The following is a 16,527-nucleotide window of genomic DNA, read 5'->3' on the forward strand; positions in this document are numbered from 1 at the left end:
AGGTAGCTGATGAGTGACATTGAAAAGGTCTATCCAGCTGGTCTAGCCGGTGAGATTGAAAAGCCGATTCCAAACCCAGGAATTGAGCCCCACCGGCTAAGAATGACCGATAAAAGCGAGAAGCACGCGAAGACTGCTGAAAAGCAGATCTCTGCGATGTTCTTTGTCTCTGTCATAGGTGCTTTCATAGCCATTTGGGGATTTGTAGCATTCCCAATCATGGATGGGGATCTATCTGCGACTCGCAACAACACACTATGGATGGGTGTTGGGATGGCTCTGAGCCTGTTCGGTATTGGATTTGGAGCAGTGCACTGGGCTAAGACACTGATGCCCGATGCTGAGGTTTCAGAGCCCCGCCACCAGGCCCGCAGCCCGGACGAGTCGAGAGCCGCAGCCGTTGAAATAATCAAGATGGCCGATGGTGAATCTGGCTTCTCGAGAAGAAAATTGATTCGACGCAGTCTTTATGGAGCCCTTGCCGTATTTCCGGTCCCTGCGATTGTCATATTCGGCGACCTGGGTCCTGTAGTCGGTGACTCTCTAAAGCACACCATGTGGAAAGAGGGCGTCAGGCTTACCAAAGATCCCACCGGAATTCCCATCAAGGCCTCTGAGGTCACAATCGGATCAGTATTTCACGTCATTCCGGAGGGCTTATCGGATCTCGATCACAAGTTAGAGGAAAAAGCCAAGGCGGCAGTTTTGCTCGTGAGGGTCAACCCCTCTGATTTGAACGAAGATCCGGAAAAGGCCGGTTGGAGCTACGACGGAATCGTCGCGTATTCGAAGATCTGTACGCATGTTGGTTGTCCCGTTTCGCTCTACGAGCAGCACACCCACCACTTACTCTGCCCATGCCACCAGTCAACTTTTGATTTAGCAAACCACTGCGAGGTAATCTTCGGACCCGCCTCCAGGCCTCTCCCCCAATTGCCCATAGCCGTTGATGCGGAGGGATACCTAATCGCGCAGCGCGACTTCGACCAACCAGTAGGCCCCTCATTCTGGGACATAAGGAAATAAATGAGCACTGTATCCAAGCAAAAAAAATCTGGCGGAGCGTTGGCAGGCACAGCCAATTATCTCGACGAGCGAGTCGGTCTCGGAATAGTCCTGAAGGGCTTTGGACGCAAAGTCTTTCCTGATCACTGGAGCTTTATGCTCGGTGAGGTGGCCCTCTACAGCTTCGTGATTCTGGTTCTTACAGGAACCTTCCTGACATTCTTCTACCAGCCCTCGATGGCTGAGGTCTACTATCAGGGCAGCTACGCGCCTCTCAAGGGTGCTGAGATGTCAATTGCCTATGCCTCTAGCCTCGACATCAGCTTTGACATACGTGGTGGGCTTCTTATGCGCCAGGTTCACCACTGGGCTGCCTTACTCTTCATAGCCGCTATCGGCCTGCACATGCTCAGGGTGTTCTTCACCGGGGCATTCCGCAAACCTCGCGAACTGAACTGGGTAGTCGGCTTCCTACTTTTCCTAATGGCCATGGGTGCTGGCTTCACTGGCTACTCACTTCCAGATGACCTACTTTCCGGAAACGGTCTTCGTATCATCGATGGAATGCTCAAGGGAATCCCCGTTATTGGAACTTCCATATCATCAGGCTTCTTTGGTGGCGAATTTCCGGGAACAGAAGTTGTTGCGAGGCTTTACAGCCTTCACATCATGATTATTCCAGCGTTGATTATCGTGTTCATAGCGCTTCACTTGATGATGGTTATCATTCACAAGCACTCCCACTACTCGGGCCCAGGACGCACCGACGAAAACGTCGTTGGCTATCCGCTAATGCCCGTGTATGTAGCAAAGGCTGGTGGATTCTTCTTCTTAGTATTCGGCGTCATCATGGCCATTTCAGCGACCTTCACCATCAATCCAATTTGGAACTACGGACCGTATGACCCGTCCCCTGTTTCGGCTGGAACACAGCCTGACTGGTACATCGGATGGCTCGATGGTGCACTTCGGTTAGCTCCGACCGGTTGGGACATCTCGATTGCCGGGTACGTAATTCCGATGGGCGTCATGGTTCCACTAGTCGTATCTTTGGTCTTCTTGGCTCTAGTGGCCGCCTACCCATTCATCGAGAACTGGGTGACCCAGGACAAGCGTGAGCACCACGTGTTGGATCGCCCAAGAAATGCCCCAACCAGAACCGCCATCGGCGCTGCTGGGGTAACTTTCTACGGTGTTCTTTGGGCAGGTGCATCCACAGACTTGATTGCGATCAACTTCCAAATGTCTCTAAACCAGATACTCCTCGCGATGCAGATACTGCTTATAATCGGTCCGGTCATTGCTTACTGGGTGACCAAGCGAGCCTGCTTGTCGCTACAGCGTAAGGACCGCGAAATTGCCCTGCACGGCCGCGAATCTGGCCGCGTGGTGCGACTCCCCCATGGTGAATACATCGAAATCCACGACAAAGTGGATAAGTATGAATTGTGGAAGCTTGTGGACTTCAAGGACTACCAGCCGACTATGGCAAGGCCCAACAAGGATGGCAAGATCACTCTGGGATCTAAAATCCGAGCGAGAGTGTCAAGCATCTACTTCGAGGACCGGATTGCTCCAGTCTCTAAGGCCGAGTACGAGCTGGCAAATGCCGATCACGCCCCAGAGTCAACACAGGAAGTCAAGCCAAAGCGCAAGGCTAAGGAATTAACTTCAAAATAATCTAACCTAACTAATAAACCCCCAACTGAATTAAGCAGTTGGGGGTTTATTAGTTAAAAAGAAAACCCTCAGGCCGTTGGTCTGAGGGTGCTCAAAGGTGGAGATGCCGGGAATCGAACCCGGGTCCAATGCAACATTCATGATTCTTCTACGGGTGTAGCTTCGTTATTCGTTCTACTTGGCCCCAGCATTTGTTTGAAGCAACTACGCTGACAGGCCCAGTTACAGTAAAAGTCCCAATCAGCCCTGCAACCCAGCTAACCAGCAAGATTTCTAAATGACGTCTAGATCCGGCACGAAATCACAACCGGTTAAACGGACTTCGGGGCTAGCTATGCAGCTAGGGCGAAGTCGGCGCGCTTTGTATTGGCACCTATAGTTTTGAACACATCGTTTACGAGATAAGTGCTCATCCTCGACCCGCTTCTTTCACTCATTACTACAATGTCGAAACCGATCATCCCCATGTTTAGTTGTATAAGTGTCGTGCCCTGGTTTGACCAAGGAGATAAGGATAACAGCTTTCAACTGTTTTCTCTTGCTGTCTAATGCAAATAGAGATCAACAGCAGGCACATTTGGCTAATTGAGGCGCATGCACCCGTTCGCAGCCCTATGAACGAGCGTGTGCTCCGCGACTGTACTCGAACACGAAGCCAATAACTGCAACGATTGCGAATGGGATCGCAAAATAAGTGAGCCACCAGCCGACAGCAAGCGAGAGAAACACGAAGGCAAGAGAAGCTCCAAGGATCAGTGGCCACCAACTCCATGGGCTGAAAAACCCGACTTCACCAGAGTCGTCTGAGATTTCAGCATCTAGGCGATCTTCTGGAAGCAAAGCCGAGCGCTTATCGGCAGCGTATAGGTAGTAAGCGATGAATAAACATAACGGAACCAATAATCCAATGACGATTGTGCCAATTGGCTCGGTGTAGCCCCAATAAATATTGGAGAGCAGAACATACCCGACCGCTGTCAGTGTGAAGAAAACGGCCAAGACAATTAGCATGCCAATGTTTGATTTCACTTAACTAATCCCTCCTTGACGTAGGCATCCTTTGCCTCTTGAGCCGCGTACTCGGGATGGTTCATGTCAAACGCAGGAGACTCGGAGCGAATTCTTGGAATGGAGTGGAAGTTGTGCCTTGGAAAAGGCGATTCCGTGGCCCACTCTAGCGAGCGGCCGTAACCCCAAGGGTCCTTGAGCCCAACCATTTTGCCGTGCCGCGCGGTGATGAAAACGTTCCAGAAGAATGGAATCATCGACACTGCCAGAAGCGCAGCCCCTGCCGAAGAGATTAGGTTCATTTCGGCAAAACCGTCCTCAACAAGATAAGTGGCATATCGACGAGGCATTCCAAGCACACCGAGCCAATGCTGAACCAAGAACGTAGTGTGGAATCCGATGAATAAGATCCAAAAGTGGATTTTACCCAGGCGTTCGTTGAGCATCTTGCCGGTGAACTTAGGCCACCAGAAGTAGAATCCGGCAAACATTGCAAACACCACAGTTCCAAAGACAACGTAGTGGAAGTGAGCGACAACGAAATAACTGTCAGACAGAGCGAAGTTTAAGGCCGGTGACGCCAATATCACTCCAGTCAGACCCCCAAAGACGAAGCTCACTAAGAAGCCCAGACTCCAGAGCATCGGAGTTTCAAAGGTAACCGAACCGCGCCAGAGCGTTCCAATCCAGTTGAATATCTTCACACCCGTGGGAACTGCGATAAGCATCGTGGTGAACGCGAAGAAAGGAAGAAGCACTTGGCCTGTTACATACATGTGGTGAGCCCATACCGTCATCGACAAGGCAGCAATGGCAATCGTGGCATAGACCAATGTCCTATAGCCAAAGATCGGTTTGCGGCTGAATACGGGGAGGATCTCAGAAATAATTCCAAAGAACGGTAGCGCAATGATGTAAACCTCTGGGTGCCCAAAGAACCAGAACAAGTGCTGCCAAAGCATTGCTCCCCCGTTTTCGGGGTCAAAAATGTGAGCGCCCAGCTTGCGATCAGCTCCGAGTGCAAATAATGCCGCAGCCAGCGGTGGGAACGCCATGATGATCAAGATTGACGTGACTAGGGTGTTCCAGGTGAAGATCGGCATGCGCCACATTGTCATTCCAGGTGCACGCATTGTGATGATGGTGGTGATGAAGTTCACGCCACCTAAAATGGTCCCGAAACCGCTCAGGGCTAATCCGAAGACCCAAAGATCTCCGCCAATGCCTGGCGAAAATGTGGTGTTCGACAGCGGAGCGTAGGCAAACCAGCCGAAGGAAGCCGCCCCCTGCGGGGTAAAGAAGCCGGAAACTGCGATTAGAGATCCAAAGCTAAAGAGCCAGTAGGCAATCGAGTTCAGCCTTGGGAAAGCCACATCGGGGGCCCCGATTTGAACTGGCATTAAAACGTTTGCAAAACCTGCAAAAAGCGGGGTTGCAAACATAAGAAGCATGATTGTTCCGTGCATGGTGAAAAGCTGGTTGTACTGTTCCTTCGTGGCAACAACCTCAAGGCCGGGCAGGGCAAGCTGAGCGCGAATAATCAAGGCCATCACGCCAGCAATGAGGAAGTATAAAAAAGAGGTGATCAGGTATAAGTAGCCAATTTTCTTGTGGTCGGTGGTGGTTACCCAGTCGACAATAATCTGACCCTTGGTTCGCTTAGGTGTGAAGCTAGATGGGTTGGAGCGAATGTCGGTTATCGTTGCCATTTTTCCTTAGTCCTCACGAGTAACTTTGCCGCCAGGCATATTCTGATTTCTGTCAAATTCCCCTGAGAGCTGGCCTACGTTTCCAGCAACCGCAAGCTGACCCATTTGTTTTTCATACTCCGCCAACGAAACCACCTTGACATTAAAGAGCATCATGGAGTGATATTCTCCGCAGAGCTCAGCGCATTTGCCGATGTAGGTTCCCTCCTTCAAGGGAGTGAAGTACATGTAGTTGGTGTGTCCGGGGAACATGTCCTTCTTATACAGAAAATCGACTACCCAAAAAGAGTGGATGACGTCCCTGGAGTTCAGTTCGATCTGAACGCTCTTACCTACCGGGAGGTAAAGGGTTGGCAGTTTGGATAAGACGTCAGGATCCGGACCCTCGACCTGGGCCTGAATGCCGGAGAAGTAAACGTTGTCGTCCACGTAATTAAAGTCCCAGCTCCACTGCTTTGCCACGACTTCAATCCTGACATCCGGCTCTTCAACAGGGTTTTCAATCAGCGACATGTCTCTCGCGGTGAAGGCGAAGAAGCCCACCACGAGAATTAGAGGGATCACTGTAAAAAGAGTCTCAATTGGAAGGTTGTACCTCAGCTGAACCGGCATTTCGGTTTCACCCTTGCGGCGACGGTAAACAATCAACGCCCAGGCCATTAGAGCCCAAGAGATCGCTCCGACCAGTAGCAAAACTATCCATGAAGTGGTCCAGAGCCCAATGACTAAGTCGGTGTGATTTGTGACTCCAGCAGCGTCTGGAAGAAAGCCACGCTGCATTTCTGGAGAACACCCGGTTAGAAAGAGCAACGAAGACGCTGCAGTGATCGCAACAGGTATCCGGCGACGGTTCTTATTCACTGAAACTTCCTTCTAAATAGCAATTATGCGTCCTAATTCTAACCCGAGGGTTATTAGAATTTTGGGAGTTTTGGTGCATTTAGCTAAAGGAATCTCCGCAGGCACAAGAGCCACCCGCATTTGGATTGTCGATGGTGAAGCCCTGCTTCTGAATGGTGTCCTCGAAATCGATTGAAGCTCCGTCTAGATAAACCACGCTCATCGCGTCGACCACCACCTCTACCCCGGAAAAAGCTGCTACAGCATCGGCCTCTTCTAGCTGCTCGTCAAAAAATAGCTGGTAAATCAGTCCCGAGCAGCCACCCGGCTGCACGGTTACTCTGAGCCTGAGGTCATCGCGACCTTCGGCGGATAACAGACCGCGTACTTTTTCAACTGCGGTGTCAGTCAGAACTACTCCGTGGGTTGCGACATTTGACATTATTTCTCCCTAAATCTCTCTTAGTTTAACTCATTAGTTAGCAACTGATTCCCGTGAAGCAACAAAAGAGTTTCTGCAGCCATCGCTCTTTTCAAAGTTGGCAAATGCTGGGACTCGTTTGGGCTGTGAGCTCTTGAGTCGGGCTCCTCAACGCCAGTAACCAATATCTCAGCCTGAGGAAAGACTCGGGCAAAGTCGGTTATAAAAGGAATCGAACCACCAATTCCAATATTTACCGACGGATTTGGCCAGCAAGCACTGAAAGCCTCGTGTGCCAACTTTGAGGCCCAGCCGCTCTTAGCGAGATACCCGGGACCCTGTTCGCTGTGCCCAAAACTCACGCGAGCTCCAAAGGGAGCGTGAGATTCGAGGTGCTTGCGCAATAAATCCAAACCCGTAGCTGGATTTTCATCGGGTGAAAGCCTGAGCGAAATCTTGGCGGTAATTTCCGGTTGCGCAGTGTTCGAGGAGAGCGCAACCGTAGGGGCATCGATGCCAATCACGGTAACCGCAGGTTCCCCCCAGTTCTGCTGAACCAAAGATTTGGATCCAAGAATCTGCACGCCCTCTAGAATTCCAGCAGATTGTCGGAACTCTTCTTCGCTGAGTGGTAATTCGTCCACCTTGGTTGACCGCAGCCCAGAAATTGCAACATCTCCCCTCTCATCCGTGAGGCTGTCCAGAAGGCGAATCATCGCGGTCATAGCATCCGGTAGCGGGCCGCCAAACATCCCGGAGTGAACCGCATGGTCGAGGGTCTTGATTGTCACAACCTGAGACACCATTCCTCGAAGCGATGTGGTCAGAGCTGGCACCTCTTCGGTCCAGTTGCCACTATCGGCCACGATGATTAAATCAGCGGCCAAATCTTTCTCGTTATCAATCAAGAAATTCGCAAATGACTCAGAACCCGCTTCCTCTTCACCTTCAATAAATAAAGTCACCCCGAGGTTTAATTCTTCGGCGAGATGCTTTAAACCCTTGATTGCCCAGAGGTGGGTCACAATCCCAGCCTTGTCATCGGACGCTCCCCGACCAAAAAGCCTCTCCCCCTTGCGGGTCGCAACAAAAGGCTCGGTTTCCCAAAGCTCAGAATCCCCCGGCGGCTGAACATCGTGGTGAGCGTAAAGCAGGACATGAGGCACTCCCGGCTTGCCGGCTCGCCTAGCTAATATCGCCGGAGAACCAAGTTGGCCATCTGGTTTTTTCGATTTGCGAATGTCGACCCAATCAAAAAAATCTAGGTTCTCAAACTCTTGAGCCACCCGCTGAGCTGAAAGTTCAAGATTCTGGGGATCAAAAGCCGGCCACGCAATTCCCGGGATGGATACAAACTCGCCTAGCAGATTCACCGCTTCATCGAATTCTCGGGAGATAAATTCCTCTACGGGAGTAACTAAGGATTGGTCTAAGGGTTTTTCGCTAAACGCCATGGCAGTAATCTAGTGGCAAATCCTGAAAGGTTCAGATGAGTGATCTAAGCGAACCAAAAGCTGGAAAAGGTCGACCGACCCCGGCCAGAAAAGACCAAGAGCATGCTAACCAGCGCCCTTTGGTTGGAGATCGCAGTAAGGCTGCTAAGTCAGCAAATAAAGACAAAGTACGCGAGGAGCGAAAAAAGTCCCGCGAGGGCATGATGGCCGGGGACGAGCGCTACCTAACCGCTCGCGACAAGGGCCCTCAGCGAAAGCTCGCCCGCGATGTCGTGGACACGCGATTCACGGCAGGCGAGCTAGTTCTGCCGCTCTTGCTGGTAGTCGTACTGACCACCTTCATTGACTCTTACATTGTCCAACTAGTGTCACTTTTCACAATGTGGGGACTGTTTGGAGTCGTGGCAATAGATGCCTGGATTGTTGGCCGCAGAGTCAAAAAGATGGTGACCGCAAAGTTCGGTGCCGACAAGCTCGAAGGCGGCTTGGTTTGGTATGGAGCAATGCGTTCAATTCAGATGCGCTCACTGCGGATTCCGAAGCCGCAGGTCGCGCGCTTTGCAAAGCTTAAATAATCACTAGTAGATAGGGCAATAAAAATGCAGTTTAGATATCTTGGCGACTCCGGTTTCAAAGTTTCAGAAATCATCTACGGCAACTGGCTGACCCATGCCTCTCAAATAGCCGATGACCAAGCGATGATGACCGTTGCTGCAGCGCTTGAAGCCGGCATCACCACTTATGACACTGCAGATGTATACGCCAACCAGGCCGCGGAAACCGTGTTGGGTAAAGCCCTGAAAAACCAGCGCCGAGAAGGTCTTGAGATTCTGACAAAGGTCTACTGGCCAGTTGCTGAAAAGGGTCCAAATGACACTGGATTGAGCCGCAAGCACATCTTCGAGTCCATAAACGGTTCGCTAAAGCGGCTTCAGACCGACTACGTCGATCTCTACCAGGCTCACCGTTACGACTACGAAACACCCCTCGAAGAGACCATGCAGGCGTTTGGTGACCTTGTGCGTATGGGCAAGGTTCTTTACGTAGGTGTCTCAGAGTGGACCGCAGAGCAAATTAGCGAAGGCCAAAAACTTGCCAAAGGACTTGGCTTCAAGATTGTCTCCAATCAGCCGCAGTACTCGATGTTGTATCGGGTAATTGAGGAAAAAGTCATTCCCACCAGCGAGCAAAACGGCGTCACTCAGATTGTTTGGTCGCCGATGGCTCAAGGAGTTCTCTCCGGCAAATATCTGCCGGGAGCACCGCTTCCTGAGGGCTCAAGAGCTGCCGATCCAGAACTGGCGAGCATTATCGAGAAATACATGTCAGATGAGGTGCTAACTAAAGTTCAGCTCCTAAAGCCATTAGCCGATGAGCTGAGCATCACAATGGCTCAGCTCTCAATCGCTTGGGTTCTGAACAATTCAAACATTTCTGCGGCGATTGTTGGGGCATCTAAGCCAGAGCAAATCGCTTCCAATGTTGCAGCCAGCGGTGTGAAAATTCCAAAGGAAATGCTCATCAAAATTGACGAGATTCTCGGCTCAAGCGTCGTGCGAGACGCGAGCCTCACTAAATCACCTGAAGGAAGAATGTCCTAGAGACCCCGTGTGATACGGCGGGCCCAAAAAGGTCCGCCGTATACAAAACCCGTGTAAGCCTGAAGCAAGTTGGCCCCGAGTGCGATCCTGTTCCTTGCATCCTCCTGAGTTTCCAAACCACCCACTGAAATTATCGTGTAACCCTCTTTCAGCTCCGCTCGAGCAAGTTCCAGCATCTCTGTTGCTCTAAGTCTCAGCATCGGGCCACTCAGCCCGCCAGCTTGTCTCAAAACCTCTGGATCTCCCGCAACCTCGCGCTTGATTGTCGTATTTGCGATCACCACTCCGCTGAGACCTAAACGCTTTACCAGCTCCAAAACCGACAAGACGTCTTGGTCTGCAAGGTCCGGAGCTATTTTGACCAAAACTGGCTTCGATCCAGCCTCGGCTAATACGGCGCTAAGAATTGGACCTAGCTCCTGAACTTGTTGCAAATCCCGAAGACCTGGAGTATTCGGTGAGGAAACATTGACAACCAGATAGTCGGCCACTGGAGCCAAAAGCTTGGCACTAGCTCGATAATCAGCAGCAGCTAAATGAGCTTCGGTGACCTTGCTCTTCCCAATGTTTATTCCAATTATCGGCAAAACATCGTGACGCTCGCGCAATTTTTGAATTCGCCTACTAACCGCCAGGGCTCCCTGATTATTAAAACCCATTCGGTTTATCAAAGCTCTTTGATCCGGAAGTCTAAACATCCGCGGTTTTGGATTTCCCGGCTGAGCAATTGCGGTTATGGTGCCAATCTCGATGTGCCCAAAACCAAGAGCATGCAAAGGGCGAATGTACTCTCCGTTTTTGTCAAAACCTGCCGCCATTCCAAGTCGATTCTCAAAATTCAGCCCCAATTCGGTGATTGGTCTCGGTGACTTCTTCGCTCTGAGCAGGCCGACCTTTGACAAAAAAGACAAACCAAAAACTACTACGTGGTGTGCGAATTCTGGCTCAAGCGGTTTGAAGAAAAACCTAAAAACAAGCCGGTACAGCAATTTACGATTTCCTTAGTGAATCTACAGCTGCCTCGAAGTCCTCGAGCGAATCCCAAGCTTGATAGACACTCGCAAAGCGCATGAACGCAACATGATCCAATTGCCTTAGTGGCACCAGGATCGCAAGGCCAATGTCCTGGGCCTCAATGCTCGCAGCACCTGATGAACGAAGTGCTTCTTCTACCTGTTGAGCCAATAACGCTAGATCGGCATCGGTGACTGGCCTGCCCTGGCAGGCCTTGCGCACACCAGAGACAATTTTGTCTCTTGAAAAAGGTTCGGTGACTCCACTTCTTTTGGTGACCATGAGACTTGCAGTTTCGATGGTTGTAAAACGCTTTTGGCACTCGGGGCATTGCCTGCGACGTCGAATTGAGGAGCCGTCGTCTGAGGTCCGGGAGTCAATCACCCTAGAGTCTGAATTTCTGCAAAATGGACAGTGCATCAGTTATCTTTCTCGAAACGAAGCTGGACCGCTTCCGCGTGGGCCGGCAATCCTTCATTATTAGCAAAAACGGATATCTGATCCGCCACTTGCTTCAGTGCAGACTCGGAGTATTCAATGATTTGCTGAGGACGCAAGAAACTGTGAACCCCGAGGCCTGGGCCATATTTGGCCTGCTCTCCAGTGGGTAGAACGTGGTTTGATCCAGCCAGGTAATCCCCCAAGCTGACAGGAGAATATGAACCCAAGAAAATTGCTCCGGCATTTGAAATCCTCGCTAGCACTTCGCGTGGGTCGCTAGTCATGATTTCAAGATGTTCGGTGGCATAGAAATTTGACACCTCGATCGCTGCTTCGATATTTTTCACCAAAACTAGGGCCGACTGTTGTCCATTTAGGGCGATACTAATGCGCTCTTTATTAGCCGTATTTTTTGACAGCAAGTCGATCTGACTTTCAACACGGCCAATCAACTGCTCAGAATCCGTCACCAAAACTGCCGCCGCGTTCTCGTCGTGTTCCGCTTGCGAAATCAAATCTGCAGCGATCATTCTGGCATCGGCGGCACCATCGGCGATTATCAAGATCTCAGATGGCCCCGCTTCGGAGTCGATTCCTATTTCGGAGCGAAGTAGCCTTTTTGCCGTAGCAACAAAAATGTTCCCCGGGCCTGTGACCATGCGGACCGGCTCTAGACCAATTTCTTTCACCCCGTATGCAAAAGCTGCAACCGCACTTGCTCCCCCAATTGCGTAAACCTCTGAAATGCCAAGAAGCTCTGCCGTTGCCAAAATACTCGGATGAGGCAATCCGCCAAATTCCTTCTGAGCCGGCGTTGCTATCGCGATTCTCGGAACTTTTGCGACCATCGCAGCTACCGCGTTCATGACAACACTTGAAGGGTAAACGGCCTTTCCACCAGGAACATAAAGCCCCACAGAGTCAACTGGGTGGTATCGCTGGTGAACAAAAGCACCGTGGGCTAATTCGACAGAAAACTCTTGAGGCAATCCCGCTTCGCTGACTTTTTTTACTCGCTCAATCGCAGTTTCAATTGAAATTCTTAGCTCAGAGTCAAGCTCCCTCAGAGCTTTTTCTAGCGAGGCTTTGGGCACCCTGAAATTTACTGGGATGACACCGTCGAATTTGGCGCTGTGCTTTTTTAGAGCCTCAATCCCGGAGTCTCTGACCTCGGTAATGATTGTGGAAGTGGCATCGGTGGCTTCGGCAATATTTATTGCAGCCCTGGGAATTAGTTCGCGGACCAGCTCTTGAGTAATTTGTTGGCTGATAACTACCCTGCGCACTAGAAACCCTCTCAAAATGTCTCAGCTAATGCCCTAACCTTATCTTGACATGACAAATTTAGACCCCACATTGCCCCTTGAGGGCTCAGAAGCACTCAAGGCCGTATTCAGAATGCATGCTTCCGGCGTAGCCATAATCACATCAACCAATAGCGATGGTGAGCCAATTGGTTTCACGGCATCCTCGGTCACATCGCTTGGATCTAGGCCGCCATTGGCGTCTTTCAACATATCCCAGGGCTCATCGAGCTACCCGCACTTGAGAATTGGCAAGTGGGTCGCAATTCACGCTCTTAGTGACGACTCGATTCAATTGGCTCAAAGATTTGCAGGGCTCTCAAAGGATCGGTTTGTCGATCTCGATTATCAAACAGGACCCGGAAATACACCGCTACTCAATGGCGTGAGTGCTGTTTTGGTGGGCAAGGTGAGGGAGCGATTCGAAGTTGAGAGCAACGCTGTTGTGGTGGTTGACGCAATAACTGCCGAGGATTATCAAAGAAATAAATCCCCACTTATCTACTTTCAGCGCGGATACGCAGCAATTGGTGAGCGACTAGCAGATAACTACTAATCCACTGCCTCCTGACCTAAAAGCGCCTTAAGTTCTCCAAATAGGGTGTGATCAACACCCACCCGTTGAGGAAGCAAGAAGTGCTTTGTTCCCGATCCCACTAGCTTCACTTGCACCTCCACAGGACCAGGATATCTAGCCAAAATTTCGGAGAGTTTCTCCAAGCGGCTCTTGGTGGCCATTGCCTCCAAGATGGTGAGCTTAATAACACCGCCCTGCTCTCTACCCGCATCAAGTAGGTCGATCGAATAGGCCTGAACCATGATTTCTTCATCACGCCTTGAAACTCTTCCACGCACCGAAACAGTCTGATCTGGAACTAACTTTTCACGATGCTCGATGTAGGTCTTACCCATAAACATCAAACTGATTTCCCCCGAGAAATCCTCAAGCGTTACCTGACCCCAAGGGTTGCCCGAGGATCTTGCAATCCGGTGCTGCACCTGTGTTATTAGGCCCGCCAGGGTGACCGTCTCGCCGTCTTGGATGTCACTTTCCTTGAGCGCGATTGCCCCCATGTCTGAGTGCCTCAGAAGAAGTGCTTCTTGGCCAGCCAGCGGGTGGTCAGAAACATAAAGGCCGAGCATCTCGCGTTCGTGAGAAAGTAGATCGCGCTTGGTCCACTCCGGCAGACTGGGGACCTGGACCACCATTGGGTCTTCACCCTCCAGTTCTCCGAATAGATCAACTTGCCCGGAAGCCGCTTGCTTACGAGTGACGCTGGCCGAATCAATTGCCTCCTCGTGAATTGCGATCAAAGATCTTCTGGTGTGCCCGAGAGAGTCGAAGGCCCCGGCCTTGATGAGCGACTCAACAACCCTCTTCGTGGTGGCCTGCTGCGATGATCGCGAAAGGAAATCGTGAAACGATAAAAAGGGACCTGCTTTTCTCGCCTGAACGATTGCGTCAACCACGTTTTTACCAACGTTGCGAATAGCACCCAAGCCGAATCTGATATCTTCACCCACGGCGGCAAAGACCCCGATGGACTGGTTTACATCAGGCGGAACCACCTTGATGCCCATCTTGCGACACTCATTTAGGTAGATCGCTAGCTTGTCCTTAGAATCTCCCACCGAGGTTAGAAGTGCCGCCATGAACTCCGCAGGGAAGTTCGCCTTGAGATAGCCGGTCCAATAAGAAAGAACACCGTAGCCAGCCGAATGCGCTTTATTGAAGGCGTAGTCAGCAAAAGGCAGCAGGGTGTCCCAGAGTGCAGTGATTGCAGGCTTTGAAAACCCTCCAGCAACCATTCCGTCGCTGAAAGCTTCAAACTGCTTGGCTAGCTCTTCCGGCTTTTTCTTACCCATGGCTCGGCGCAACAGATCTGCCTGGCCCAAGGTGTAGCCAGCCACTTTTTGAGCCGCAGCCATAACCTGCTCTTGGTAGACGATTAGACCATAAGTCGGCCCCAGGATGTCCCTCAGTGGCTCGGTGAGCTCGGGGTGGATGCCCTGCGATTCCTGGACTCCATTTTTTCGTTGGGCGTAATTAATGTGCGAATTCATGCCCATTGGACCGGGTCGATATAGGGCAATCACTGCGGAGATGTGTTCAAATTCTGTCGGCTTCAGTAATCGCAAAAGCTGCCGCATTGAATCGCCGTCAAGCTGGAAAACTCCTAGAGTGTCACCCCTTGACATAAGTTCGAAAGTCGGAATATCAGAATTTAGATCTAGTGTCTCCAAAACCACTTCTTGTTTGCGGTTTGAGCGAATGTTCTCCAGGGCGTCATCAATCACAGTCAGGTTTCGGAGCCCCAAAAAGTCCATCTTTAGAAGACCCAGCTCTTCGCAGGGCGGCTGATCAAACTGAGTGATGATGGCGCCGTCTTCCTCACGCTTCATAATCGGAATCACGTCCATTAGCGGCTCTGCCGACATAATCACGCCGGCAGCGTGAACGCCCCACTGCCGCTTAAGGGACTCTAGACCCTGGGCCAATTCAAACACCTTCATGGAGTCCGGATCGGTTTCGATGATCTCGCGAAATTCCTGGGCCTCGGAGTAACGCTCAGAGTCCTTATTGATCAGGTCTTGAAGCGAGACATCTCGGCCCATCACCATCGCCGGCATAGCCTTGGTGAGTCGCTCCCCCACTGCGTATGGCATCGCTAAAACCCGTGATGAATCCTTCAGGGCCTGCTTTGCTTTGATGGTGCCGAACGTGACAATTTGCGCAACTCGATCGCTGCCATATTTTTCGGTTACGTACTTGATGACCTCTGGCCTTCGACGATCATCAAAGTCCACATCGATGTCGGGCATGGAGAGTCGCTCGGGATTAAGAAACCGCTCGAAAATCAGGTCGTGAAGCAATGGGTCCAACTCCGTAATCCCCATCGCATAAGAAACCAGTGACCCAGCCGCGGAGCCCCGCCCCGGACCAACCCGAATACCCTGATTCCTTGCCCAGGCGATAAAATCTGACACCACCAAAAAATAACCCGGGAAACCCATCTTGATGATCACTTCAATCTCGTAGGCAGCCTGATCTTTATGTTTTTCGCTAAAACCTTGTGGGAACCTGCGTTCCATCCCACGCCAAACCTCCTCCTGAAACCAACCGGACTCTGTTTGACCTTCAGGAACTGGAAAGCGCGGCATTAGGTCTCGTTTGATGAAATCGACCTCGCAACGCTCGGCAATCAAAAGCGTGTTGTCGCAAGCCTCGGGAACATCCCTGAAAATCTCGCGCATTTGCGCAGCAGACTTCAGGTAATACTCCTGAGATTCAAACTTGAATCTATTTGGGTCTAAAAGATTTGACCCAACCTGAACGCACAGCAAAGCGTCGTGTGCCTGAGAATCGGCCTGCTCGGTGTAGTGCAGGTCATTGGTGGCAACTAGGGGAAGATTCAGGTCTTTGGCCAAACGCAACAGATCTTCGCGCACTCGTTTTTCGACATCTAGGGAGTGATCCATCAATTCGACAAAGAAGTTGCCCTCCCCAAAAATATCCCTAAATTCCGCGGCCGTCTCAACCGCCTTATCGTATTGACCCATTCTCAACCTGGTCTGAACCTCGCCACCTGGGCACCCCGAGGTCGCAATCAGGCCCTTGCCATATTTATGGAGCAACTCCCTATCCATGCGCGGCTTAAAGTAATAACCCGAAAGATAGGATTCCGAAGACAATCTAAAGAGATTTTGCATCGAGTTGTTATCAGTAGCCCACATGGTCATGTGACTGTAGGCCCCGCCGCCAGAGACATCATCGTCCCCGCCATCTCCCCAGCGCACCTTTGATTTCAATAACCTAGATTCCGGGGCTAAATATGCCTCAATACCAATGATCGGCTTGATACCTACCGCCTTGGATTGTTTCCAAAACTCGTAAGCTCCATGGGTATTGCCGTGATCGGTCATGGCGATTGCCGGCATCTTCAGCTCAGCGGCCTTGCCCACAAGCTGCTTGATGCGGGCCGCACCGTCAAGCATTGAGTACTCGGTGTGGTTGTGCAAGTGCACAAAATTATCCTTGCTCACCGAAAC

The 16,527-nt window shown here is 51.1% G+C and carries 14 protein-coding genes and 1 other RNA gene; 5 read left to right on the forward strand and 10 right to left on the reverse strand.

From position 1 onward, the window contains the following. Positions 1 to 9 precede the first annotated feature (9 nt). Together BLP47_RS06335 and BLP47_RS06340 are read left to right on the forward strand one after the other, a co-directional pair. Positions 10 to 1,026, forward strand: coding sequence for a ubiquinol-cytochrome c reductase iron-sulfur subunit (locus BLP47_RS06335; protein WP_091851687.1), 1,017 nt, complete (start codon positions 10 to 12; stop codon positions 1,024 to 1,026). After that, complete coding sequence (locus BLP47_RS06340; RefSeq protein WP_091851690.1) at positions 1,027 to 2,685, forward strand: cytochrome bc complex cytochrome b subunit; 1,659 nt, start codon at positions 1,027 to 1,029, stop codon at positions 2,683 to 2,685. A gap of 95 nt (positions 2,686 to 2,780) precedes the next feature. Here the strand turns inward: BLP47_RS06340 and ssrA are convergent. The 6 genes from ssrA to BLP47_RS06370 form a co-directional block, all read right to left on the reverse strand. Continuing rightward, positions 2,781 to 3,150, reverse strand: a transfer-messenger RNA (tmRNA) gene (ssrA, locus tag BLP47_RS06345). Between the two features lie 147 nt (positions 3,151 to 3,297). Further along, the gene (locus tag BLP47_RS06350) at positions 3,298 to 3,714 is read right to left on the reverse strand and encodes a cytochrome c oxidase subunit 4 (RefSeq protein WP_249883305.1); all 417 of its coding nucleotides are present in this window, start codon (positions 3,712 to 3,714) and stop codon (positions 3,298 to 3,300) included. After that, positions 3,711 to 5,402 carry a cytochrome c oxidase subunit I gene (gene ctaD / locus BLP47_RS06355; RefSeq protein WP_091851693.1) on the reverse strand — a complete coding sequence of 564 codons (1,692 nt, stop codon included), beginning with the start codon at positions 5,400 to 5,402 and terminating at the stop codon, positions 3,711 to 3,713. The genes BLP47_RS06350 and ctaD overlap by 4 nt, the downstream gene beginning before the upstream one ends. Before the next feature lie 6 nt (positions 5,403 to 5,408). Next, entirely contained in the window at positions 5,409 to 6,263 is an 855-nt protein-coding gene (coxB, locus tag BLP47_RS06360; RefSeq protein WP_371325780.1) for a cytochrome c oxidase subunit II, read from the reverse strand. A gap of 79 nt (positions 6,264 to 6,342) precedes the next feature. Then, a complete protein-coding gene (erpA, locus tag BLP47_RS06365) occupies positions 6,343 to 6,684 on the reverse strand; it encodes an iron-sulfur cluster insertion protein ErpA (protein ID WP_091851699.1) in 342 nt (113 codons plus the stop codon). Between the two features lie 20 nt (positions 6,685 to 6,704). Next, positions 6,705 to 8,117, reverse strand: a complete 1,413-nt coding sequence (locus tag BLP47_RS06370; protein WP_091851702.1) for a M20/M25/M40 family metallo-hydrolase — start codon at positions 8,115 to 8,117, stop codon at positions 6,705 to 6,707. Positions 8,118 to 8,152: 35 nt separating this feature from the next. Between BLP47_RS06370 and BLP47_RS06375 the strand changes: the two genes are divergently transcribed. Together BLP47_RS06375 and BLP47_RS06380 are read left to right on the forward strand one after the other, a co-directional pair. Beyond that, positions 8,153 to 8,692, forward strand: a complete 540-nt coding sequence (locus BLP47_RS06375) for a DUF3043 domain-containing protein (protein WP_091851705.1) — start codon at positions 8,153 to 8,155, stop codon at positions 8,690 to 8,692. Positions 8,693 to 8,716: 24 nt separating this feature from the next. Then, positions 8,717 to 9,718: an aldo/keto reductase family protein gene (locus BLP47_RS06380; RefSeq protein ID WP_091851708.1), complete on the forward strand. Its 1,002-nt coding sequence runs from the start codon at positions 8,717 to 8,719 to the stop codon at positions 9,716 to 9,718. Here BLP47_RS06380 and BLP47_RS06385 read toward each other — a convergent pair. The 3 genes from BLP47_RS06385 to hisD are packed head-to-tail and all read right to left on the reverse strand — an operon-like array spanning position 9,715 to position 12,459. Continuing rightward, a complete protein-coding gene (locus tag BLP47_RS06385; protein WP_091853034.1) occupies positions 9,715 to 10,704 on the reverse strand; it encodes a quinone-dependent dihydroorotate dehydrogenase in 990 nt (329 codons plus the stop codon). The two genes, BLP47_RS06380 and BLP47_RS06385, sit on opposite strands and share 4 nt — an antisense overlap. A 4-nt stretch (positions 10,705 to 10,708) precedes the next feature. After that, entirely contained in the window at positions 10,709 to 11,152 is a 444-nt protein-coding gene (gene nrdR / locus BLP47_RS06390; protein WP_091851711.1) for a transcriptional regulator NrdR, read from the reverse strand. Then, the gene (hisD, locus tag BLP47_RS06395; protein WP_091851714.1) at positions 11,152 to 12,459 is read right to left on the reverse strand and encodes a histidinol dehydrogenase; all 1,308 of its coding nucleotides are present in this window, start codon (positions 12,457 to 12,459) and stop codon (positions 11,152 to 11,154) included. Before hisD ends, nrdR begins: the two co-directional genes overlap by 1 nt. Before the next feature lie 49 nt (positions 12,460 to 12,508). Here hisD and BLP47_RS06400 point away from each other — a divergent pair, with 49 nt between their 5' ends. Further along, a complete protein-coding gene (locus BLP47_RS06400) occupies positions 12,509 to 13,033 on the forward strand; it encodes a flavin reductase family protein (protein WP_091851717.1) in 525 nt (174 codons plus the stop codon). On the opposite strand, the gene dnaE is transcribed toward BLP47_RS06400, so the two are convergent. Further along, the gene (gene dnaE / locus BLP47_RS06405; protein ID WP_091851719.1) at positions 13,030 to 16,521 is read right to left on the reverse strand and encodes a DNA polymerase III subunit alpha; all 3,492 of its coding nucleotides are present in this window, start codon (positions 16,519 to 16,521) and stop codon (positions 13,030 to 13,032) included. The two genes, BLP47_RS06400 and dnaE, sit on opposite strands and share 4 nt — an antisense overlap. Between the last annotated feature and the right edge of the window lie 6 nt (positions 16,522 to 16,527).

This window comes from Candidatus Aquiluna sp. UB-MaderosW2red (assembly GCF_900100865.1).
GTDB lineage: Bacteria > Actinomycetota > Actinomycetes > Actinomycetales > Microbacteriaceae > Aquiluna.